We start from the raw sequence: 24,204 nt of genomic DNA, 5'->3' as shown, positions 1-24,204 counted from the left end.
GCCGCTTCACGAAAATTCATTCGTTAAAGCGACAGCCCCTTTTCTTTGTGTAAAAAATCGCACCTGCTAAACTGCAAGTGCGACACTTTTGTTAATATTACGAGTCCTACGCAGCTCCAAGACGGAAAAACATATGACTTTAGTAATATTATACACCATATTTGTATGAAGTCAAACAAAAAATTATTCAGATAAATCATTAGAAAATTCTTCACTTAAAAGGTTTTCATCATTATCAGAAGTAGTAAATTTCTCGCTTACAGGATAGGAGAAGTTTTTGCCTATTTTCTGAAAGCCATATTCCAGATAATGTGATTTGGGGATGAAGTTGTTTTCCGTAAGATTATGTAGTTTGGTGAAAAGCTCTACAAGCCATTCCTGAAATTTTGTTCCTGGTTCTTTTTGGTCGAGCTCATTTTCGTAATAATGTCTCACGATACCAGCAAATATATCGGCGAACTGTACTGCAGGAGTTACAGCAGAGCTGACAAACAAGGGCATTTCTAATATGTGATGGAAAGAACGCCCAAACTTCGTTTTGAACAGAAAACCTGTAATTGCCTCAGCAATTTTTCGGTCAGCATCCTCATGTACCTCATCAAATATCATCATTGCTTTGCCATAGTGATGATGGTTACAGTAAAACTCAACCTTTTTTAAAAGAAGGTAATACTGCTTCGGAAGATGATGTTCTGGAACAATAATTGGTTCATCTGGCTTGTCCATAATTACAGCGAAAATAGCAGCGTCATAAGAGGTAATGATGTCTACCATGCCCTCAACATATGCTTTATTATTTGTACGATTCTTGGTAATTGTCGCTTCACGAATAAGTTTTGTAGACTTTATTTCGTCCTGTTTTCCATAAATAGAATCTTTTAACTTGTATATCTGATTTGTGATTGGTTTAATATCATTCTCATGGATACAGACACCAAGCAGGATAGGATTCTTGGCTTTTTTGTAGCCGATATGATAGGAGCGGTTGTCTTTGTACGGATGTGCGTATTTGATGATTTCCGCAATGGTGCTTTTGATCAGAGAGTGGAATCCGGACAGGTTGAACGTGTTGTTCAGCGAATGATAAAATTGCTTGAAAAATAAGGAAAGGTTTATTTATAGCATTTAACTGCAACAGGATTCAGTTATTCGAAAAATTCGAATAACTCATAATTACAAGAGTGGTCCGTTATCCGATAATTTTGGATAACTGCTGGTAGCGGTTATTCACAGGGTGAAATTGGAAAAACAGTATTTACCCAATTCGCAAATCAGTTTAAATGAACTATTCGGAATTTCCGGATAGTTCAAATCTAATGGAAGCTAGGGCATATGTGATACCGATAAAATGATGATCAGATACCAGGTCGAGACGGTGAAATCCGGCAACTCAACTCCCTGCGAGTGAATGGCCAACTTGTGCTCAGAGCGGATGAATTGTGTAGAAGTTGAGCGGCTTTCACTGTCTCAACTGTCGAGACAGTGGCAGGGAGCGGCAGTGTAAAATTGCCTTGCATTATATAGGTAGAAAAGACCTTATGCTGATTTGTTCCCATAGACTGGGGTGGTTAAGACCTTGATATGGATGTCAATTTTGCCACAGATTGCATCTGTTTGTAGCTGTGAATGTGCGGTTTCAGAAGGTATGGACATGTTTCCGTTTTGATCGGATATGTTTCCGCGAACGGGCACAAAACCTGACATCAATCAGAAGGTATCTAAAACTGATAGGAATGATATCTATCTTATCTATTGTTACTTGTTCTGATTTCTCCATTCCCGTGGGGAGACACCATAAATATTTTTAAATGCACGGGAAAAATGAAGCTGATTTTCGTATCCGACAGCAGAGCCGACATCTGCAATGGATAAGGAAGTCAGCTTTAATAATTCCGTAGCCTTTACCATGCGGTAGTTCATAAGAAATTCCTGCGGGGAGCGGCCGATCGAGTTGCGGAAGATTTTTCCGAAATAACTCCGGTTGATGCCACATACCGCAGCGATATCTTCAATCGAAATATTATTCTGAAAATTCTGTTCCATATAATTGATCGCTTCTTTTATATAATAATCACTCATGCGTCCGCTGGAGACCAGCTTTGTCGATTGTGCCGACTGTAGCAGATAATCCAAAAACAGATACAGATGCCCAATCAGATGGAAGGAGGATTCCTGCGGATGATTGACGATATAAAGCATTTCATCGGCAAGCTTTTCCCGTAATTCTTTGGAGTGTGAATGATAAATGGGCGCGTCTTTGCACAAATCTGTGACACTTAAAGCCTCTTTTACACGTAAGCCGTCAAATTCGATCCACATATATTCCCATGGAAGCTGTTCATCGGCAATGTAAGTATTGATCTGCCCCGGGAAAATCATAAATCCCTGTCCGCTTTTTACGGAATAGGTCTGTGTATCCCCGTTTGCATTGTCTGCCATGAGAGTTCCGGTTCCGGAAAGAATGTAGTGAAACAGGTAGTGGTTGCGTGTTGCAGGCCCGAATGAATGGCCGGGATCACATTGTTCATATCCAAACTGATACATGCACAGATCGATAAAATTTTCATTTGGAAAAATATTAAAAAATGTATTACTCATAAAACACTCCGTATATACCAAAATGCGATATTTGTATCTATTATAGCACAAAATATTGCATTTGGGTATAAAATTAAAAAAAAACTGGTATTTAAGGATGCATAAAGGTATGTTATAATCAGATTATCAAAAAGGTAAGCGGATATATTTAAGAAAAGGAGAGAAGAATATGGCAAAAAGAAGTATTTTCCGCAGTGTTGCGGTGGTGCTCGCACTTGGCATGTGTATGACGGATCTTGCCGGATGCGGAAGTGAAAAAAGGGCAGACGGGAAAACCGAAATCGAAGTGGTTTCCTACAAACCGGAAGCAGTTAAGGCATTTGAAAAGATTGAAAAGCAGTTCAATGAAACACATGATGACATCCATCTGACGATTTCATCTCCAAACGAAGCAATGACCATTTTAAAGACACGTTTTATCCGGGAGGATTATCCGGATATCATCGCAATCGGAGGAGACATCAACTATTCCAACTTTTTAGATGCAGATCTGTTTGATGATATTTCCGATCTGGATGAAGTCCAGACCGTAAAACAGGCATATCTGGATATGGATAAGGAACTGGAGTTTATTCCAAAGGATGGCACGTATGCACTTCCATATGCGGCAAACGCGGCAGGAATTTTATATAACAAAGATATGTTTGAGGAAAATGGCTGGAAAGTTCCGACCACCTGGCAGGAATTTACCACACTGTGTGATGAAATAAAACAGAGCGGAACACTTCCGCTGTATCTGGGCTTTAAAGATACCTGGACCTGTCTGGCTCCGTGGAATGCGCTGGCAGTCGGACTTACCGATTCGGATACCTGCAATCAGGTAAATATGGGAAATACCACATTTTCCGATACGTATGGACCGGTAGCAGAAAAGATGCGTGCGCTTTTGGATTACGCAGAAAAAAATCCGTATGCATATGGTTATAACGATGCATGTACAGCATTTGCCCGCGGGGAAGCTGCCATGTATCCGATTGGAAGCTATGCGATCCCGCAGATCAAATCGGTCAATCCGGATATGAATATCGGCTCTTTTACATTTCCTGCAAATGATGAGGAATCAGACAATGTATTAAATTCAGGAATTGATCTGCAGTTTTCCGTAATGAAATCATGCAAAAATAAAGAGGCTGCATATGAAGTTTTAAAATATCTGTATGACGATGAGACCATTCAGATTTATCTGGATGATCAGGGCGGAATTGCCTGCAAAGACGGGGATTTTGCAATTCCGGAAACACTCGAGGATATGCGTCCTTACATTGAAAACAACCGCATGGCAGATTATCAGGATCACCATTATCCGAGTGAGATGAGTGTGGATGCCATGATCCAGACGTTCCTGCTGGATACAAGCGACAATGCACAGGAAAAGTTTTTGAAAAAATTTGATTCCGACTGGAAGCGCTACAACCGGGATCTGATTCGGAAAGTACAGGATTATCAGAAAGAACAGGGGGATGCACAATGAAAAAGAAAATGTCAAACAGGGACAAAACATTCTTGGCGGTTATCATACCGGTTGTAATCTTATTTTTTGCATTCAATACACTTCCAATGATCAAAGGTGTGATTTACAGTTTTACCAATTATAAAGGATACGGAACTTACGATTATGTCGGGTTCCGGAACTATGCAGATCTGTTTACGGATTCCCGCGTGGGAAAAAGCTATTTGTTTACGTTTAAATATGCACTGGCAGGAACGATACTGGTAAATGTGCTAAGTCTGATCATGGCAGTTGGATTAAACAGTGCAATCCGTTTTAAAAGTGCACTGCGCGGTATTTATTTTGTACCGAATATTTTAGGAGGACTTGTCATCGGCTATATTTTCAGTTTTATTTTTACTTACATTCTTCCAACTGTGGGAAATGTGTTCCATATTGGATTTTTACAGAACAGTATTCTTGCAAGTGAAAAATACGCATGGATTGGTGTGCTGATTGTTGGTGTATGGCAGGCAGTTGCCATGAATACCATCATCTATATTTCCGGTCTGCAGACTGTACCGGAGGAAATCTACGAGGCGAGCATGCTTGACGGAGCCAGTAAATGGAAGCAGTTCTGGAAAGTAACATTTCCACTGGTGATGCCGTTTGTGACGATCAATCTGGTACTGAGCACAAAGAATTTCCTCATGGTATTCGACCAGATCATGTCATTGACCAAGGGAGGTCCGGCACAGAGCACCGAATCCATCTCTTACCTGATTTATAAAAATGGTATGGATGGCGGACAGTTTGGATTCCAGAGTGCAAATGCAGTCATTTTCTTTATTGTGATCGTGGCGATTTCACTTTTCCAGATGACAGTCATGAATAAGAAGGAGGAGCAGCTATGATGAAAGAAAAACAGAAAACAAACTGGGTACTTACAATTATTCTGATTTTGGGGACGGTTACGGTATTTTTCCCGCTGTATATGGCAGTGATCATTGCGTTTAAGAAACCGAGTGAGATGACAAACGATGTGGCGGGTGCACTTTCTTTCCCGAAACAGTGGAGTTTTGAAAATTTTCGTCAGGCAATGGAAGTGACCGATTTCTGGCACTCTCTTGGAAACAGTTTACTGATCACATTGGTAACAATCGTACTGGCAATCCTGATCCACTCAATTGCAGGCTACGTGATCGGACGCGGCATGGCAAGAAGAAAAAGTTTCCGATTTATCTATCTGTATATTGTCAGCGGAATGTTTGTTCCGTTTTCCATCTTAATGATGCCTCTGGTAAAGCAGACGGCGCATATGGGACTTGGAAACCGCGCGGGTGTCATTCTGTTGTATCTGGTATTTTATATGCCAATGAACGTCCTTCTTTACAGTGGGTACTTAAAAAATATTCCGATAGCGCTGGAAGAGGCGGCAGATATTGACGGAGCAAGCACATGGACTACTTACTGGAAAGTGGTCTTTCCAATGATGATGCCAATGCATGCAACAGTTGCAATCCTGACAGCTCTTGGAACGTGGAATGATGTTATGACACCGCTTGTGATCATGTCTGGAACCGGACAGAATACGCTGCCGCTTGCACAGCTTAATTTCCAGACACAGTTTGGAACCAATTACAATCTGGCATTTGCTTCCTATATTATGGCACTGATTCCAATCCTTATTTTCTATGTGATTTGTCAGAAACAGATTTTAAACGGTGTGGCAAACGGTGCAGTCAAAGGATAAAAATAAAACGAGGTGACTTCTATGGCAATTATATACAATCCAAATAAAAAAATATTTAACCTGCATACGGTGCATACAACTTATCAGATGCAGGTCGATTCACTGGGATATCTGCTGCATCTGTACTATGGAGATAAAACAAACAGCCCCATGGATTATGTTTTAACCTATGCAGACCGTGGATTTTCCGGAAATCCTTATGCAGCGGGCATGGACCGCACCTATTCGCTGGATGCGCTGCCACAGGAGTATCCTTCCATTGGAACTGGGGATTACCGCAATATTGCGCTGAATATCAAAAATGAAAAAGGGGTGGAAAGCGCAGATCTGCTTTTTAAAAGTTATGAGATTCGAAGCGGCAAATACCAGTTACAGGGACTTCCGGCTGTCTGGGCAGACAAAGAGGAAGCACAGACACTGGAAATTGTCCTTGCAGACGAAAACGCACAGGTTGAAGTTCATCTGCTGTATGGTGTTTTGGAAGAAAACGATGTTATTACAAGGAGCGTCCAGATTAAAAATACGGGAACTGGGCAGATTACGATCGAAAAGGCAGCGGCAGCCTGTCTGGATTTTGTACAGGGAGATTTTGATGTCCTGCGGTTTTATGGAAAGCATGCCATGGAGCGCAATCTGGAGCGTACGCCGCTGGGGCATGGAACCATTGCGTTTGGCAGCCGCAGGGGAACGTCCAGTCATCAGTATAATCCGGCAGTGATTTTGGCAGAAAAAGGAACAACAGAGACCGCAGGCAGCTGCTATGGAATGCTGTTTGTATACAGCGGAAATTTCTCCTGTGAGGCAGAAAAAGATCAGTTCAACCAGACGCGCCTGCTACTCGGATTAAATGAAGAACTGTTTTCCTATCCGCTTGCGGAAGGAGAAACCTTTACGGTACCGGAAGTCATTTTGTCTTATTCGGCAGACGGATTGTCTGCACTGTCGCAGCAATATCATAACTGCATCCGCAACCATGTGTGCCGCAGCAAATATGTACATATGCAGCGCCCGGTGCTGATTAACAGCTGGGAGGCAGCATATTTCGATTTTACGGGAGATACGATCGTGGATCTGGCAAAAGAAGCTGCTTCCCTTGGAATTGATATGGTAGTGATGGATGACGGCTGGTTTGGGAAAAGAAACGATGATAATTCTTCCCTTGGGGACTGGCAGGTCAATGAAAAGAAACTGGGGGGAAGCCTGGCAGAGCTTATTACCCGTGTGCATAATCAGGGGGTGAAATTTGGCATTTGGATTGAGCCGGAGATGGTCAATGAAGACAGCGACCTTTACCGGGCACATCCGGACTGGGCAATTCAGATTCCGGGGAAAAAGCCGGTGCGCTCGAGAAACCAGTTACTGCTTGATTTTTCCAGAAAAGAAGTGCGCGACTGTGTATTTGATCAGATTTGTGCCGTGCTGGATCAGGGAAAAATTGATTATGTCAAGTGGGATATGAACCGCAGTATGGCAGATGTCTATGCCGGAAATCTTTCCTATGATTACGTGCTTGGTGTCTATGATTTTATGGAGCGCCTGTGCAGCCGGTATCCGGATCTTCTGCTTGAGGGATGCAGCGGTGGCGGCGGCAGATTTGACGCAGGAATGCTTTATTATTCCCCACAGATCTGGTGTAGTGACAATACCGATGCAATCAACCGCACAAGGATCCAGTACGGAACGTCGTTTTTCTATCCGGTTTCCGTAATGGGGGCGCACGTTTCAGCGGTGCCGAACCACCAGACCGGACGGGTAACAAGTTTCCACACCCGAGGGGTGACGGCGATGGCTGGAACCTTTGGTTACGAATTAAACCCGGCGCTTTTATCCGATGAGGAAAAACAGCAGATCCGGGAGCAGATTAAAACATACAAGAAGTATGAAACGCTCATTAACGAGGGAACCTACTGGCGGCTGTCCGATCCGTTTATGGATGAAATTGCGGCATGGATGACGGTATCAGAGGAACAGGATCATGCATTAGTCAGCGCAGTGCGTCTTAGGGCAGAGGCAAATCAGGCAGCCGTTTATGTCCGCCTGCGTGGGTTAAAACCGGATGCCGTGTATCTGGAAGAACAGAGCGGCAGACAGTATTCCGGTGCAGCACTGATGCATGCGGGAATTCCGCTTCCGCCGTTTACCAGAGAATATGAGGCGTATCAGTTTGTTTTTACAGAGCTGAAAGAGGCTGGAGCATTATACGAAAAAGTACAGAAATGGTGTGAGAGGAATACCAAAAATCGCATGGTCATCAGCATTTACGGTGGCTCCGGTTCCGGAAAAACAACACTTGCCACGGCATTGCAGCAGTATTTTTTAAATGACGGCAGGGGCTGTTACCTGCTCTCGGGCGATGATTATCCACACCGGATTCCAAAACGCAACGATGAAGAACGGCTGCGTGTGTATAAAGAAGCCGGGGAAGACGGACTGCGTGGATATCTCGGGACAAAGAAAGAGATTGACTTCGACCGGATCAATGAAGTGCTTGCGGCATTTCATGAGGGAAAAGATTCAATCACATTGCGGCATATGGGACGGGAAGATGGCGAGATTTCATCGGAAGAAACCGATTTTTCCGGAATATCCGTATTACTTCTGGAGTGGACACACGGAGGCAGTGACGATTTACATGGTGTGGATCTGCCCGTCTTTCTGGAAAGTTCCCCGGAGGAGACCAGGGAGCGGCGCATCCGCAGAAACCGCGATGAGAATGCCGCAAGCCCGTTTATCTGCCGCGTGGTAGAACTGGAACAGGAAAAACTTGAAGTGCAGCGCAAAAATGCAGGATTAATCGTGGGAAAGGACGGAAGAGTTTATGAACCATAAACCGATGCTCAATGCATATCCCGACAGCCTTGGAGGAAATCTGGGAGATATCGTAACATTGCTGAAAACTGAGGCTTTGCAGGATGTATTTTCTTCTTTTTACATTCTGCCGAGCCTGTACCATTCCGATCTCGACCGGGGATTTTCCGTGATCGACTATGACCTGAATGAGCAGCTTGCCGACCGGGAAGACCTTGACCAGTTAAAGAATATGGGAATTGATCTGAAACTCGATTTTATTTTAAACCATGCTTCCGCACAGTCCCCGCAGTTTCGGGATCTTGTGGAAAAAGGGGAGGCTTCTGCGTACCGCGATTTCTTCATCGATTGGAACCATTTCTGGGAAGGGCATGGAACCATGACGGAGGAAGGCTATATCCAGCCGGATGAAAGCTGCCTGAAGCAGATGTTTTTCCGCAAACCCGGGCTGCCGATCCTAATGGTGGAATTTCCGGATGGAAAAAAAGTGCCGTACTGGAATACCTTTTATCAGGAAGTGCATGGCAGACAGTATCTCGGACAGATGGATGTAAACATCCAGTCACCAAAAGTGTGGAAGTTTTATCGTGAAACACTGGAAAAAATAGCCTCTTACGGCGCGGCGATTGTGCGGCTGGATGCCTTTGCCTATGCGCCGAAGACACCGGGAAAGAAAAACTTCCTCAATGATCCGGAGACGTGGGAACTTTTACAAAAGATCCATGCACTGGCAGAACCTTTGGGACTTACGCTTTTGCCGGAGATCCACGCGGCATATGACGAAAAAATATATGAGACACTTGCAGAAAAAGGCTATGCAACCTATGACTTTTTCCTGCCGGGACTGGTCATTGATGCGATTGAGAACCGGCGGGGAACGTACCTTGCGGCATGGGCGAAGGAGATTGTGGAAAAGAAGATCTCCACGGTCAACATGCTCGGCTGTCACGATGGCATCCCGCTTCTGGACTTAAAGGGGCTGCTTCCTGAAGAGGAGATCCAGTCGTTAATTGACCGGATTGTATCCCGCGGAGGCATGGTCAAAAATTTACATGGACAAAAGAATCTGTATTATCAGGTAAATGCCACGTACTACAGTGCATTGGGAGAGTCGGATGAAAAAATGCTTCTGGCGCGGGCAATCCAGATGTTTATGCCGGGCAAACCGCAGATCTGGTATCTGGATCTGTTTGCCGGAAAAAATGACCATGAAGCGGTGCAGCGCGCGGGAGAATCCGGACATAAGGAAATCAACCGGACAAATCTTTCCACTGATCAGATCACGGAAGGGTTGAAAAAAGATGTGGTTCAAAAACAGCTTGCGTTAATCCGCATGCGAAATACCCATAAGGCATTTTCGGAAGGCGCAGAGGTAGCAATCTCCGGAGGGGAGAGGTCTCTGGAAATCCGCTGGGAATATAATAGTGCATTTGCAACATTATATGTAAATTTTGAATCAGGAACATATACAATAGTAGAAAGCAGATAGTTAAGTTGGGCTGTCGATTGTACATGAAACCTAAACTTTATAATGGAAGCTTTCATGAGAGAGTAATTCTGATAATAACCGTGGATTATATTTTTCATCAGTCAGTATTTGAACTGCATCATCATTGAGATGCAGATCGGATACTGACTGATTTGTATGTTCACGTAGTTCGGTTCAGCAAAGAAGATAATCGGTGCTTACTTGATAAAAGTCTGCAAGCGTCAGTAGATTGCCAAGTGACATATCTACATTTTCATCTTTCTCATAGTTGCCGGGTGTGGAACTTGGGATGCCGGTAGCATCAGACAATTCCTGCAATGACATTCTTTTTTCTGCGACTCTCAAATCTTTCAGCGTTCCGGTATGGTAAGCCTTGTGTGCATAGTACAAAGGAAGTGTGGGAAGCAGGTAATCGGAAGAAAGCAATAAGGACTTGTCAAAAAAATTTTTAAAAAAATAAAACCTGCCATAATATTATTCCGTCATATAAGTGAAAACAATAATAAAAACCGGTGGAACATCGGAGAAAAGAGGAAAATATTATGGCAAAAGAAAAAAGAAATCTTTATGAAGAAGTAGAATTTGGTAACGATTATGGTTATGCAATGCAGGTAAAACGGGAAGCGGAGACACAGTTATATGAGATTCAGAAAATCTGGGGACTGGCAATTGCCGGAACGGTCTGTGGAGGTATCGGAATGATGCTGGCATTCCATCCGATTTTTATTATGATAGGATTTGTTATGGGCTGTGTTTGTTACAGCAAAGTGGGTGGTTTTGGAATAGCGGCAAAATGGGCATGGAACATTGCAAAATTTGGCTGGTTTGTAGTCCCGTATTTTCCGATTGATTTATTAGTCGGTGCCATCGCATTGTGTTTAGGTTTCCTTTCCTTATTTTTCCTGCCTTTTTTCGTGGTTAATCATATCAGAAAACAGGCACAGCAGAACCAGCAGCTGGCAGAGGCATTCCTGCATACATGCCAACAGAATGATGGTGCAGCTGCATAGTTGTTCGTCAAAATACATATAAAAATTACAGATTATCAAAATATTTTGATATTTCATCCAAAAAAATTCTATTCTTTCCAGATTGGTTTGTGATTATAATGAATTTAGTCGATGAGACAGGTTCGGAGAAACCAAAATCAACAAATTGCAAACCAGGAGGAAAAAAGAATGAGAAGGAAAAAATTATTAACTGTATTGGTAGCAGCAACACTTGCATTATCCATGGTTGGATGTGGCTCTTCCGGAGGAAACGGCTCTGGTGACTCAGGAAGCACCAGCAGCGTAGCAAACAAGGATAAACCACTTTGCTGGTTTAACCGTCAGCCATCCAACAGCTCCACAGGAGAACTTGACATGGATGCATTAAATTACAACAAAGATACCTATTATGTAGGCTTTGATGCAAATCAGGGTGCTGAACTGCAGGGACAGATGGTTCTTGATTATATCAAAGAAAATGCAGCGTCCATTGACCGTAACGGAGACGGAGTAATTGGTTATGTACTTGCAATCGGAGACATCGGACATAACGACTCTATTGCACGTACCCGTGGTGTCCGTTCTGCACTTGGAACCGGAGTAGATGCAAATGGAGCAATTGATTCAACACCGGCTGGTACAAACGTAGACGGTTCTGCAAAAGTTGTTCAGGATGCAACACTGGATGTAGATGGAAAGACTTATACAATTCGTGAACTTGCTTCACAGGAGATGAAGAACTCTGCTGGTGCAACATGGGATGCAGCTACAGCAGGAAATGCAATCGGAACATGGACCGCATCTTTTGGCGACCAGATTGACGTAGTTGTTTCTAATAATGATGGTATGGGAATGTCAATGTTTAATGCATGGGCAAAAGATAACAAAGTACCAACCTTCGGATACGATGCAAATAGTGATGCTGTTGCAGCTATCGCAGAAGGATATGGCGGAACAATTTCACAGCATGCAGATGTTCAGGCTTACCTGACATTAAGAGTGCTTCGTAATGCTTTAGATGGAGTAGACATTGATACTGGTATCGGTACTCCGGATGATGCAGGAAACTGCTTAACAGAAGGAGAAGATTACAGATATAGTGAAGAAGAAAGATCCTACTATGCATTAAATATAGCTGTTACAGCTGATAATTATCAGGATTTTACAGACTCAACCAAGGTTTATGACAAAGTATCCAATCAGCTGGATGAAGGCAAGAGCCCAAGCAAGAAGGTATGGCTTGATATTTACAATGCTTCCGATAACTTCCTTAGCTCAACCTATCAGCCACTTCTTCAGAACTATGACAAACTTTTGAACCTTGAAGTAGATTATATCGGTGGTGATGGACAGACAGAGTCTAACATTACAAACCGTCTTGGCAACCCGGGTGAGTATGATGCATTTGCAATCAACATGGTTAAAACAGACAATGCATCATCTTATACATCACTTCTTTCAAAATAAGGTTATTGCCCGGAAGAAAACAGCATAGATACAGAAGGGCATCAGATAAAAATGGTGTCCTTCTTTTCAAAGAAAAGGAAGTAGAATTATGGCAGAGGATAAGAATAAATATGTCTTATCGATTAACGGCATGAGCAAATCGTTCGGAAGAAATAAGGTTCTGAATCATATCAATCTGAATGTCAGACCTGGAACAATCATGGGACTTATGGGTGAAAATGGTGCCGGTAAATCGACAATGATGAAATGTCTCTTCGGAACTTATCAAAAGGACGAAGGAACAATAATATTAGATGGAAAAGAAGTTAATTTTTCTGGCCCAAAGGATGCACTTGAAAATGGTGTCGCAATGGTTCATCAGGAATTAAACCAGTGTCTGGAGCGCAGTGTCATTGACAATATGTTCTTAGGACGCTATCCGAAGAATTCATTGGGAATGATTGACGAAGGAAGAATGAGAAAAGAAACTTCCGATTTATTCCGTAAACTTGGTATTACTGTTAATCTGACACAGCCAATGAAAAAAATGTCTGTATCACAGCGCCAGATGTGTGAAATTGCAAAAGCAATTTCTTATCATTCCAAAGTAATCGTATTAGACGAGCCGACTTCATCACTGACAGCACCGGAGGTTGCAAAACTTTTCAAGATGATGCGGCAGTTAAAAGAACAGGGAATTTCATTGATTTATATTTCACATAAAATGGATGAAATTTTTGAAATTTGTGATGAAATATCAGTTCTTCGGGATGGTAGCCTTGTTATGACAAAGGCAAGTAAAGATACCAATATGAATGAACTGATTTCTGCAATGGTTGGCCGTTCTTTGGATAACCGTTTTCCACCGGTAGATAACCAGCCTGGTGAAACGGTTCTTTCTATACAGAATCTTTCAACTAAGTATGCACCAAAATTACAGAATATTTCTTTTGATATTAAAGAAGGAGAAATTTTTGGGCTGTATGGTCTGGTTGGAGCCGGTCGTACGGAACTATTGGAAACTATTTTTGGTATGCGTACCAGAGCGGCAGGAAATGTAATTTATAATGGAAAAGTAATGAATTTTACATCCCCGAAAGATGCAATGGATCATGGATTTGCTTTAATTACAGAAGAACGAAAAGCAAATGGACTTTTCCTGAAAGCAGATATTACATTTAATACTACAATCGCCAATATGAATCATTATAAAAATGGATTCGCACTTTCCAATGATGATATGGTTCGTGCGACGGCAGAAGAAATTAAAGTCATGCATACAAAATGTATGGGACCAGATGATATGATTTCCAGTTTGTCCGGAGGAAATCAGCAGAAGGCAATATTTGGTAAATGGCTGGAGCGCTCACCAAATATATTTATGATGGACGATCCTACAAGAGGAATTGATGTAGGTGCCAAATACGAAATATATGAATTAATTATCAATATGGCAAAACAGGGAAAAACAATCATTGTTGTATCCTCTGAGATGCCGGAAATCCTTGGAATCACAAACCGGATTGGTGTTATGTCAAATGGACATCTTGCCGGAATTGTTAATACTAAGGAAACAAATCAGGAAGAGTTATTAAGACTCAGTGCGAAATATTTATAATCAGGAAGGAGCATTGGATATGGCAGACAGTAGTATTATTCTTTCATCCGCTGCAGAGGCAGAGCTTTTGAAGCCGATTGATGAATATGTAGGAAAAATACAGGCACAGATTGATGAACTTCGTAAGGATGGTTCAGATAAGGTGCGCAGCTTAAAAAATCACATTGCAATCGTAAAGGAAAATAAGAATTTAACAAAAGAAGAAAAGAGCAGAATGATTGCAAAGGACAAGGAAGCCTTAGAACAGGCAAAAGCGGTAGAGTCTTCGAATAAAGACAAAGTATCAAAACTTATCGCAGATGCAGAAGGTTATCTTGCAAAACATTATAAAAATGATTACTATCAGAAAGTTGCTGATAGCTGCAAAGCTGAGAAAGAAGCTGAAAATGCAGAATACAAAAAGATATGTGCTTCCATCAAAGCAGAGCATGAGCAGAATATGAGCAGACTCAGCGATGCAGATGAGAAAAAAGACGAGAAGTATGTTTATAAGAATAAATTATTTGATGCCCAGATGGCACATGAGTCCAGACTTCAGGAGATTAAGGACAGAAAGCATGATGCATATGCACATAAGTATCATCTGATTGACTTACTCCGTATGTCAAGATATACATTTGCACAGAAGAGAGCACAGAAATTTGAAAATTACAAATATACCTTTAATACCACACAGTTCCTTTATAAAAATGGATTGTATATTGTCATTATTTTAATCTTCATTGCTTTATGTATTATTACACCGGTTGTAAAGAATACACAGTTGCTGACAACGACAAACATCTTAAATATTCTGCAGCAGGCTTCACCAAGAATGTTCTTGGCATTAGGTGTTGCAGGACTGATTCTTTTAACAGGTACTGACCTTTCTGTTGGACGTATGGTTGGTATGGGTATGGTAACAGCAACCATCATCATGCATAACGGAATTAATACAGGTGGTGTATTTGGCCATATCTTTGACTTTACCGGTATCCCGGTTGCTGCAAGAGCAATTCTTGCATTGGCAGTCTGTATTGTACTTACAACAGCATTTTCTATGCTGGCAGGCTTCTTTATGGCGAAGTTCAAGATGCATCCGTTTATTTCAACCATGGCAAACATGCTGATTATTTTCGGACTTGTAACATATGCAACAAAAGGTGTTTCCTTCGGAGCTATTGATTCTGCAATCCCGGCTATGTTTATTCCGCAGATTGGAAAATTCCCGACAATTATCCTTTGGGCTGTTGTTGCAGTTATCGTAGTATGGTTCATCTGGAATAAAACAACATTTGGTAAGAATCTGTATGCGGTTGGTGGAAATCCTGAAGCAGCAGCAGTTTCCGGTATATCAGTATTTAAAGTAACATTAGGAGCATTTATTCTGGCAGGTATCCTGTATGGATTTGGTTCCTGGCTGGAATGTAACAGAATGGTTGGTTCCGGTAGTGCAGCATATGGACAAGGATGGGATATGGATGCTATTGCAGCCTGCGTAGTTGGTGGTGTATCCTTTACCGGTGGTATTGGTAAGATTTCCGGAGTTGTAACTGGTGTACTTATCTTTACATCCCTTACATATTCCCTTACCATTCTGGGTATTGATACAAATCTTCAGTTTATTTTCGAAGGAATCATCATTTTGGCAGCAGTAACACTTGACTGTCTGAAATATGTACAGAAAAAATAAGTAATTCGTAATCAGAATCATTCACATATAATCACCATAGGCCGCCCGCTCATCGCTAGAGATGAATGGACGGCCTAAACAATATCAGGTATTCAGAAAAAGACATTTGTCTGATATAATAAGAGCAGGAGAAGAAAGAGCTGAACATGCTGAAAGAGGAACGTCATATGGAAAAGTATAAAGTGATTTTAGTTGATGATGAAATAGAAGCAATCCAGGCAATGGAACATAAGATGGACTGGGATGGACTGGGCTTTGAGGTGTCGGGCAGTGCAACCAATGGAGTGAAAGCCCTGGAACTGGTAGAAAATATACAGCCGGATGTTGTGATAACCGATATAAAAATGCCTTATATGAATGGCCTGGAACTGGCACAGAAGTTAAATAATGATTATCCCAATATACATATTATTATTTTTACAGGATTTGATGAATTTGAATATGCCAAAGAGGCAGTACATCTGGAAATTGAAGAATATATGTTAAAGCCGGTAAATGCAGTTGAATTATCTGACTGCATGGAAAGACTGAAAGAGACTTTAAACCGGGAAAGAGAAGAAAAATTAAATGTTAAAAAACTGCAAAATTATTTCCAGGATGCACTTCCGGTGCTAAGGACGAATTTTTTTGTTTCGTTAATTGAAGGCAGGGTAAATGAGACAGAATATGAGAAATTTTTATCTGCCTATCAGATTCCACTGGAGGGACCCTATTATTGCAGCGTGGTATTTCATACTTCAGAGCACCATGTGCCGGAAGGAATGAATCCATTGTTGTTATCCATGTCTGTCGAGCATGAAATAAAGGAAAGGATTGCATCAGAACTCAACTGTCAGGAATTTATGTATCTTGGGAATACAGTTTTGATAGTATCGCTTGATTCAGAAGATAAGGCAACAGAACTGACAGATTTTTGCGATAGATTCTGCAGATGGGCGAACCGTGTGATTGGTGCAGTTGTAACGGCCGGTGTTGGAAGATATTGCGATAGTCTTTTGAATATCAGTAATTCTTATGAAGGTGCAAGAAAAGCAGTATCCTACCGGGTTCTTTATGGAACTGCAAGGGCTATAAATATTGCGGAAGTAGTTCCACGGGAGCAGACGGTAGCCGTACAGTCAGAAGATACGAAAATGCATGAGTTGTTTAAAACGATTTATCTTGGAAATGTAAAAGACATTGAGTCAGCAGTAGAGAGGGAAGTGGAAAAACTTCATAAAAGTGCTGCCACAGTAAATCAGTATCATTTATCAGTTATGGAGATGGTAGGTGCTTTTTACCGGTTCTGCGCCAATAATTTTATGGACTTTAATGATTTCTTTGAAGAAAAAGAAAATCTCTATGAAAAGGTGCCAGAACTGGATAAAGCAACTCTGATGAAGTGGATGAAAAAAGCAGCAGTGGCAATTAGTGAAAAACTGAAAAGTGCAAGAAATAATACTTCAAGGCGGCTGATTACAGATGCAAAGAATGTTGTGGCAGAGCGTTATATGGAACCTGATTTTTCCCTGGATACGGTATGCTCAGTGCTTGGTGTATCCAATTCGTATTTTTCAACGATATTTAAAAAAGAAACTGGGAAATCCTTTATTACATATCTGACGGATTACCGGATGGATGTCGCAGTCAGGCTTATTGTAGAAACCAATGATAAAAGTTATGAAATTGGAGAAAAAGTAGGGTATCTGGACGCAAATTACTTCAGTTATGTGTTTAAAAAGAAATTTGGAGTATCTCCGTCAAAATACAGAAAATCACCAGAATAGGAACATGGAGAGGTATGGATCAGAAAAAAAACAGAAAGAAAAAGCACGAAAAAAGGAATACAATTCAAAATATGATGCAGAATATTTCAGCCTGGATGGATATACAGTCACTGCTTATGACAGTTCTTTCTGCCATGACCATTGTTACAACAATAGTTATGGGATTACTGATTTATAGCCGTTTTAAAATGTCAGTAAAAGAAACCGCAATTTCCAATGCAGAAAGCCGGATAGAGAGTACAGTGGATCAGGTAAATAATGAATTGCGGAATATGAGACAGATTTGTAATGCTGTTAATTATAATATCGTACAGGAATATGATATTTCTGACCAGGAATTCAGCAGGCAGTTCAGTCTGTTGTATGAAGTAAATAATGATAAGCTGCAGAGTATGGCCCTTTATGACAGTGATGGGAAAATTATTGCAGCAGAACCAGTAGCTACCAGAGAAAAGAATCAGAAAGTAACAGAGCAGGACTGGTATAAAAGCGCTATAGATGAGATAGAAAATATACATATATCAACACCCCATATACAGGATTTGTTTGAGAATGAGACATATCAATATAACTGGGTGGTGTCTTTAAGCAGTCTTGTGGATATGAATCATGGTGACACTCCGGACAGTGGAGTATTGCTGGTTGATATGAAGTATTCCATGATAGAAGAGGTTTTAGATAACCTGAATGAAGCAGCGGGAGAGACGTATTATTATTTATGTACAGATGATGGGGAAATTCTTTATCACCCAAGAAAAGCAGAAATAGACAGGGGATTTTTTACAGAAGATAGCAGTACGGCTGCCGGTTATGCAGATGGTACATATGAGATTTCTGTGAATGGGGAAAAAAGTAATATAGTTGTGAACAGTCTATCTTATACCGGATGGAAACTGGTAGGAGTTGTACCGGAGGGGGTACAGACGGCAAGCATTAATAAGTTCCGGTATTATATAATTGCCACGGCAATTATTCTTCTGATGATGCTTTTTGTTGTGAATAAAATTATGGCAAGAAAGATTTCGAAACCGATTTTGAAATTGGATGAATCCGTAAAGTCTTATGAAACAGGAGAAAAGACTGAAATATATATAGGGGGTGCTTCAGAGATAAGGCATCTGGCATATTCTGTCCAAAATTCATATAAGCAGATAGAACAATTGATGGAAGAAATTATCCGGCAGCAGAATAAGCGGAGAAAAAGTGAAATGGATGCACTGCAAAGCCAGATTAATCCACATTTTCTTTATAATACACTGGAATCCATCACCTGGATGGTAGAGGCAAATAAGAATGAAGAAGCTGTTTTTATGATTTCGGAACTGGCAAAACTGCTTCGCATCAGTCTTTCAAAAGGAAAAACAGTGATAAGGATTTCGGAAGAATTACAACATAGCAAAAGTTATATGAACATACAGCAGATTCGTTATAAAGACCGGTTTCAAGTGGAATTTCTGATTGATAAAAACGTAGAGGAATGCTGTACTGTAAAACTGGTAGTACAGCCATTGCTTGAAAATGCGATTTATTATGGAGTAGGAAATATGGATGAAGATGAGGGCGGCAAAATTATTGTATGCGGTGAGCAGAAAGGGAATGATATTTTCCTGTCGGTAGAGGACAATGGAATGGGCATGAGCCAGGAAGTGGTTGATAATCTTCTGACAAATAGTGAAAAAGTTCCGAAGCATGGTTCGGGAGTTGGGCTTATCAATGTGCATACCAGGATACAACTGATGTTTGGCAAAGAATATGGATTAAAAATTTACAGTGAGCCGGATGAAGGAACAAAGGCTGTAATACATATTCCGGCAATTCCTTATTCAGAGGAAAAACGTGGAGAACTTGAAAATCAGAACAGAAAAAGAGAGAGGGTAGAAGATGAAAAAAAATAAGCTTACCTTTATTCTCACAGAACTGATGCTTATTGTACTGGCTGCATTTTTTATAATCAGGATTTTTTCAGATAATGAGTCGATGAAAAGAGTTGCGGTTATTGTGGAAGATTCCGGAGATAAGAGATGGGATGCATTGCTGAATGGGTTAAAACAGTCTGCGGAAAATAATAATCTGCATCTGATTATTTGTAATACAGATTTAATTGAAAGCATGGAGGATGAAGAAGAACTGATTAATGAACAACTGCAGAATAATGTAGATGCATTTGTAATCTGTCCGGCTCCGGGAAAAGAAACAAAGACTATGCTAAACCGGCTGCAGGGGGAGAGACCGTTTATACTGATTAATGAGGATACCTACGCAGAAGAGCCATCTGGTTATGCAACGGTAAAGCCGGATAATTATAAGATTGGTCAGATGCTTGCGGAGCGGTTAATACAGGATGATGAAGAACAACTGGAGAATAAAAAAATCGGTGTCATTCTTGGAAAGGCAGAGACAGAGGAAAATGTGAACAGAATTGCAGGGTTAAAAGATGGACTGGAGGGAAGTGGTTGTGAAATTTCCTGGGAGTACAATTATGCCAGGGGAAACCAGAACACCAGTGAGATTATTGCATCTAAGAAACAGGTGGATTATCTGGTAATTCTGGACAATTGGGCATTAGAAGAAGTGGGGGAGGCTGCAGAAGAAAATAAGTATCACGGTGCAAAGATTTATGGAGTTGGAAGCAGTGAAAAAGCAATTGTGTTATTAGATAATCAGAATATAGAATGTCTTGTCGTACCGGATGATTATGAGACGGGGTATAAGAGTATGAATGAGATTGCAAAAAAGCTAAGGCATTCCTTTTACAAAATGAACAGTTGTAAAACAGAAGTCAGAATAATCAATAAAGAAGATTTGTATTCAAAAGATCTGGAAAGGTTTTTGTATTCATATGAGTAGAACAAGAAGAAGGACAATGGCGGTTACGGTAACACTGATAATACTGATACTGGTGCTGCCCGGATGCAATCAGAAGACAAAGCGGATAGAAAATACGCTGAGGGTGAGTGTAGTTACCTATACGCATGATGACCCGTTTATCAACGCCACGGTGGATGAACTGAAGGAAGAGTTAAAGAAGCGGGAAACAGAAGAACGGAAGATTATAACATCTGTCAGAAGTGCAGATAATGATCAGAAAGCCCAGAATGAAATTGTCGAAGAAATGATAGATGCCGGGTGTGATATTTTATGTGTAAATCTGGTTGACCGAACGGATCCGACAACCGTTATCAGACTGGCAAGACAGCATGATATCCCTGTCATTTTCTTTAACAGAGAACCGGTTCCGGAGGATTTGTCGCAGTGGAATCAACTATACTATGTGGGATGTGAGGCAAAACAGTCCGGCGAGATGCAGGGAGAAATTGCAGCAGATTACATAAAGAATCATCCTGAGGTTGACAGGAATCAGGATGGGAGAATTCAGTATATTTTACTGGAGGGAGAGGCTGGACATCAGGATGCCATCAGCCGTACAGACAGTTCGGTAAAGACACTGATAGAACAGGGAATCAATCTGGAAAAACTGAGCTACCTGTTTGCAGACTGGAACAGGGGACAGGCGGAAAATAGAATGAATCAGATTATCAGTCAGTATGGGACCGAAGTGGAGATGGTTATTTCCAACAATGATGAAATGGCATTAGGGGCAATTGAAGCTTATAAAGATGCCGGTTATAACCGGCAGGAGTGGCCGATTATATTTGGTATTGACGGATTGGAAGATGCATTAGAGGCAATACAGAATGGAACCATGCAGGGAACCGTATATAATGACAAGGAAGACCAGGCTGGAGAAATGGCAAGGCTTGCAGTGGACATTTATGATGGAAAGAATCAGGAAGTACAAAGCCTGCAGGAAGAAAAATACTATGTATCCCAGTATCGTAAAGTTGACATCAGTAATGTTGAAGATTTTATAAAATAGTGACGAAGAGGAAATATTATGCAGGAAGATTCAAAGTGGCTGAATGATTTTTATCAGGAAGTTAATGCTGGAAAAAGAATGGAACTATGGCAGAAGCACGGGTGTACGGAACAAGCAGAAGGAGATACTTTCCGGGAGCAGCTTTTATATGCTCGATATGGAAAGAAGAAAAAGAAAGAGGATACCTTTATTGGTTATCTGATGCAGATGAAATATCTTTCGGAAAGTACCGGAGTAGATTTTTCGGGACAGCGGAAGAAACAGGCAGTTGAAATCATAAATGGGTTATATCTTCTGGATGCAGAGAACCGAAGCCGGGTGGAACAGGAGATACTTCAGGCAGAATTAAAGAATACGTTTCTTACATTTATGGATGTGAGTAAAAAGGGAAGAGGTTTCACCTCTTTAGTATTTGGAATGGGACAGCTGTCAGAGGAAGGAATTGCTAAAAAAATAGCAGAGCAGATAAGTGCAATTGCATTTACAATGCCACATAAATTTCATATGGACAGGGAATTTGCAGTTTTGCAGAAAGCTGCGTTGGAAGCATTCCGGCAGCAATACCCTGAGCGGGAGCATTTTCTGATGAAATAGCTGCAGACTTCTGTCGGACAATAGAGACAAGGACTATTTCTTGCTCAAAAAATGTCGAAAATTGCGGGAAATCGTAAGAATATATCATATAAAAACATGAAAATTTGACAATTTTATTGAGAAATAATATTATTAATGAATAGATAAATATGGGATATTATTTGTTGAAATTGAAAAAAGGTAGCGTATGGGTATAAGTAAAGGGTGGTGCTTGAAATGAGTCTGGTTTTTACCAATGACAACTGTATTGGGTGTAACAAATGTATTCGAGTGTGTCCTTGTCCGGGGGCATGTGTGGCAGTAACAGAAGAGGATGGAACAGAGCGGATTCAGGTGGATCCGGCAAGGTGTATTGGCTGTGGTGCATGTATGGATGCCTGCAAGCATGGTGCAAGAGAGTTTGAAGATGATACGGAGCAATTCTTTGCAGACCTTGCAAAAGGTGAGAAAATATCCATACTATTAGCTCCGGCGTTCAAGGCAAATTATCCAGGAGATTATGAGAGGGTACTGGGAGGATTAAAGAATCTTGGAGTGAACCGTATAATCAGTGTATCTTTCGGCGCAGACATTACAACCTGGGGATATCTTAATTATGTAAAGAAATACAACTTTACCGGTGGAATTTCCCAGCCATGTCCGGCAATTGTGGGATATATTGAACACTACTTACCGGAGCTTCTTCCAAAGTTATTCCCGGTACACAGTCCGATGATGTGCAGCGCAATTTATGCAAAACAGGAGATGGAAATTACGGATAAACTGGCATTTATCAGTCCATGTGTTGCAAAATGGTCAGAGATTCATGACCCGGATACAGAAGGCTATGTATCGTATAATGTGACATTTGATCATTTGATGAAATATGTAAGAGAACATAATATATCAGGTACATTTGCCAGTGATGAAATTGAATATGGACTTGGTTCCATCTATCCGATGCCGGGTGGCTTGAAGGAAAATGTATACTGGTTCTTAGGGGACGATGTATATATACGTCAGATAGAAGGAGAGAAACACACATATCGTTATTTAGAGGAGCATAAGGAAGAAATTGCAAAGGGCATGAATAAAGAATTATTCATTGACGCATTAAACTGTGGAATGGGTTGTATTTACGGAACCGGTGTTGAAGAGGAAATTGCAGGAACAGATAAAGCTTTATATAATATCCATCAGATACAGGAGAACTGTAAGAAGAATACGAAGAACAGTGCATGGTCACGGAAACTGACTCCGGCACAGCGGCTTGCAAAATTAAATAAGCAGTTCTCAAAATTAAAACTGGAGAATTATCTTAGAAAATATACAGACTGCTCCGAAGAGTGTAATTATAAACTTCCGTCTACAGAGGAACTGAATCAGATTTATGATGAGATGGGCAAGAAGACTAAGGAAGCAAGATGCATTGACTGCGAATGCTGTGGCTATGAAAGCTGTGAAAAGATGGCATTGGCTATTTATAATGGCTTCAATAAGAAGGAAAATTGTATTCATTTTGTAAAGGATACCGTAGAGGAAGAGAAGAAGAGAGCATTAGAACTTGCTGATGAAATCAAGGCAGAAAAAGATGCAGTGGAGAAACAGCAGGAGAATATTAAAACAACGGTGGAGACAGTCAATGACTTGTTTGTATCACTCTATGATTCTGTGGATGATATGGTGAATGGAAACGAAAGTAATGCGACGGAATGCAGTGCAGTATCAGAGGAAATTGGTAATGTGTCTGAATTCTGTGAGAAGCTGACTGGCAGAATGCAGGAGATTGATATGCTGTTGGAATCTATGGCAGAGAATAATCAGGAAGTAGTCTCCATTGCTGCACAGACTAACCTTCTGGCATTGAATGCCAATATCGAAGCAGCCCGTGCAGGAGAGGCGGGAAGAGGTTTTGCAGTAGTTGCAGATGAGATAAATAAACTGGCCATGAATTCCAAGGATACGGCATCCCGGAGTACAGAGAGCCAGGCAAAGGTAAAAGAATCCATTGCGGAGATTATCAAAGATGCGGATGAGCTGGCAAATGTTGTAAATGATACCGGCAACCGGATTCAGAATCTTGCCGCAGCAACGGAGGAGATTGCAGCATCGTCCAATGTGATTTTAAGTGCCGCAAATAGTGTAAAGAGCACACTGGAACAATTATAAAAACATCGGGCAGGATA

The 24,204-nt window shown here is 41.1% G+C and carries 19 protein-coding genes; 16 read left to right on the top strand and 3 right to left on the bottom strand.

All coding sequences use genetic code 11. The annotated features are described in order from the left end of the window. Positions 1–183 precede the first annotated feature (183 nt). The gene (locus DWX65_RS15395; RefSeq protein ID WP_442969761.1) at positions 184–927 is read right to left on the bottom strand and encodes a DUF3800 domain-containing protein; all 744 of its coding nucleotides are present in this window, start codon (positions 925–927) and stop codon (positions 184–186) included. Between DWX65_RS15395 and DWX65_RS15390 the strand changes: the two genes are divergently transcribed. Beyond that, positions 922–1,104 (top strand): hypothetical protein, encoded by a 183-nt coding sequence (locus DWX65_RS15390; protein WP_242997856.1) that lies wholly within the window; start codon positions 922–924, stop codon positions 1,102–1,104. The two genes, DWX65_RS15395 and DWX65_RS15390, sit on opposite strands and share 6 nt — an antisense overlap. 651 nt (positions 1,105–1,755) lie before the next feature. Here the strand turns inward: DWX65_RS15390 and DWX65_RS10390 are convergent. Continuing rightward, entirely contained in the window at positions 1,756–2,598 is an 843-nt protein-coding gene (locus tag DWX65_RS10390) for an AraC family transcriptional regulator (protein WP_118173408.1), read from the bottom strand. A 169-nt stretch (positions 2,599–2,767) separates the two neighbouring features. Here DWX65_RS10390 and DWX65_RS10385 point away from each other — a divergent pair, with 169 nt between their 5' ends. From DWX65_RS10385 to gtfA, 5 genes are read left to right on the top strand one after another with little or no spacing between them, the layout of a single operon-like run. Further along, on the top strand, positions 2,768–4,069 hold the full coding sequence (locus DWX65_RS10385; RefSeq protein ID WP_117698244.1) for an ABC transporter substrate-binding protein: 1,302 nt from the start codon (positions 2,768–2,770) through the stop codon (positions 4,067–4,069). Next, positions 4,066–4,941 (top strand): carbohydrate ABC transporter permease, encoded by an 876-nt coding sequence (locus DWX65_RS10380; RefSeq protein ID WP_117698243.1) that lies wholly within the window; start codon positions 4,066–4,068, stop codon positions 4,939–4,941. The genes DWX65_RS10385 and DWX65_RS10380 overlap by 4 nt, the downstream gene beginning before the upstream one ends. Continuing rightward, entirely contained in the window at positions 4,941–5,780 is an 840-nt protein-coding gene (locus DWX65_RS10375) for a carbohydrate ABC transporter permease (RefSeq protein ID WP_442969760.1), read from the top strand. The genes DWX65_RS10380 and DWX65_RS10375 overlap by 1 nt, the downstream gene beginning before the upstream one ends. A gap of 21 nt (positions 5,781–5,801) precedes the next feature. After that, complete coding sequence (locus tag DWX65_RS10370) at positions 5,802–8,609, top strand: alpha-galactosidase (RefSeq protein ID WP_118173406.1); 2,808 nt, start codon at positions 5,802–5,804, stop codon at positions 8,607–8,609. Beyond that, on the top strand, positions 8,599–10,077 hold the full coding sequence (gtfA, locus tag DWX65_RS10365) for a sucrose phosphorylase (protein ID WP_118173405.1): 1,479 nt from the start codon (positions 8,599–8,601) through the stop codon (positions 10,075–10,077). The genes DWX65_RS10370 and gtfA overlap by 11 nt, the downstream gene beginning before the upstream one ends. Before the next feature lie 174 nt (positions 10,078–10,251). On the opposite strand, the gene DWX65_RS10360 is transcribed toward gtfA, so the two are convergent. Beyond that, positions 10,252–10,422: a helix-turn-helix domain-containing protein gene (locus DWX65_RS10360; RefSeq protein ID WP_278336317.1), complete on the bottom strand. Its 171-nt coding sequence runs from the start codon at positions 10,420–10,422 to the stop codon at positions 10,252–10,254. A 197-nt stretch (positions 10,423–10,619) separates the two neighbouring features. Between DWX65_RS10360 and DWX65_RS10355 the strand changes: the two genes are divergently transcribed. The 10 genes from DWX65_RS10355 to DWX65_RS15520 all read left to right on the top strand — a co-directional run bounded on the left by DWX65_RS10355 (position 10,620) and on the right by DWX65_RS15520 (position 24,187). Beyond that, positions 10,620–11,087: a hypothetical protein gene (locus tag DWX65_RS10355; RefSeq protein WP_117698239.1), complete on the top strand. Its 468-nt coding sequence runs from the start codon at positions 10,620–10,622 to the stop codon at positions 11,085–11,087. Positions 11,088–11,255: 168 nt separating this feature from the next. Beyond that, positions 11,256–12,533: a substrate-binding domain-containing protein gene (locus DWX65_RS10350; RefSeq protein ID WP_118173403.1), complete on the top strand. Its 1,278-nt coding sequence runs from the start codon at positions 11,256–11,258 to the stop codon at positions 12,531–12,533. Positions 12,534–12,621: 88 nt separating this feature from the next. After that, positions 12,622–14,130, top strand: a complete 1,509-nt coding sequence (locus DWX65_RS10345) for a sugar ABC transporter ATP-binding protein (RefSeq protein ID WP_117947203.1) — start codon at positions 12,622–12,624, stop codon at positions 14,128–14,130. A 19-nt stretch (positions 14,131–14,149) separates the two neighbouring features. After that, positions 14,150–15,802 (top strand): galactose/methyl galactoside ABC transporter permease MglC, encoded by a 1,653-nt coding sequence (locus tag DWX65_RS10340; RefSeq protein WP_118173430.1) that lies wholly within the window; start codon positions 14,150–14,152, stop codon positions 15,800–15,802. A 167-nt stretch (positions 15,803–15,969) separates the two neighbouring features. Next, positions 15,970–17,568, top strand: a complete 1,599-nt coding sequence (locus DWX65_RS10335; RefSeq protein WP_117841665.1) for a response regulator — start codon at positions 15,970–15,972, stop codon at positions 17,566–17,568. 71 nt (positions 17,569–17,639) lie between these two features. Further along, positions 17,640–19,463 (top strand): cache domain-containing sensor histidine kinase, encoded by a 1,824-nt coding sequence (locus tag DWX65_RS10330; RefSeq protein WP_242997855.1) that lies wholly within the window; start codon positions 17,640–17,642, stop codon positions 19,461–19,463. Continuing rightward, entirely contained in the window at positions 19,450–20,415 is a 966-nt protein-coding gene (locus DWX65_RS10325) for a sugar ABC transporter substrate-binding protein (RefSeq protein ID WP_117947202.1), read from the top strand. The genes DWX65_RS10330 and DWX65_RS10325 overlap by 14 nt, the downstream gene beginning before the upstream one ends. A gap of 16 nt (positions 20,416–20,431) precedes the next feature. Next, positions 20,432–21,445 (top strand): galactose ABC transporter substrate-binding protein, encoded by a 1,014-nt coding sequence (locus DWX65_RS10320; protein ID WP_330414806.1) that lies wholly within the window; start codon positions 20,432–20,434, stop codon positions 21,443–21,445. Positions 21,446–21,463: 18 nt separating this feature from the next. Continuing rightward, positions 21,464–22,039, top strand: coding sequence for a DUF6553 family protein (locus tag DWX65_RS10315; protein ID WP_117841547.1), 576 nt, complete (start codon positions 21,464–21,466; stop codon positions 22,037–22,039). Positions 22,040–22,255: 216 nt separating this feature from the next. After that, positions 22,256–24,187 (top strand): [Fe-Fe] hydrogenase large subunit C-terminal domain-containing protein, encoded by a 1,932-nt coding sequence (locus DWX65_RS15520; RefSeq protein ID WP_118173401.1) that lies wholly within the window; start codon positions 22,256–22,258, stop codon positions 24,185–24,187. Positions 24,188–24,204: the final 17 nt, after the last annotated feature.

This window comes from Roseburia sp. AF20-18LB (genome assembly GCF_003461185.1).
Taxonomy (GTDB): Bacteria; Bacillota; Clostridia; order Lachnospirales; family Lachnospiraceae; genus Roseburia_C; species Roseburia_C amylophila.
The sequence above is the reverse complement of the archived record's forward strand: the minus strand, read 5'-3'. Positions and strand labels throughout refer to the sequence as shown.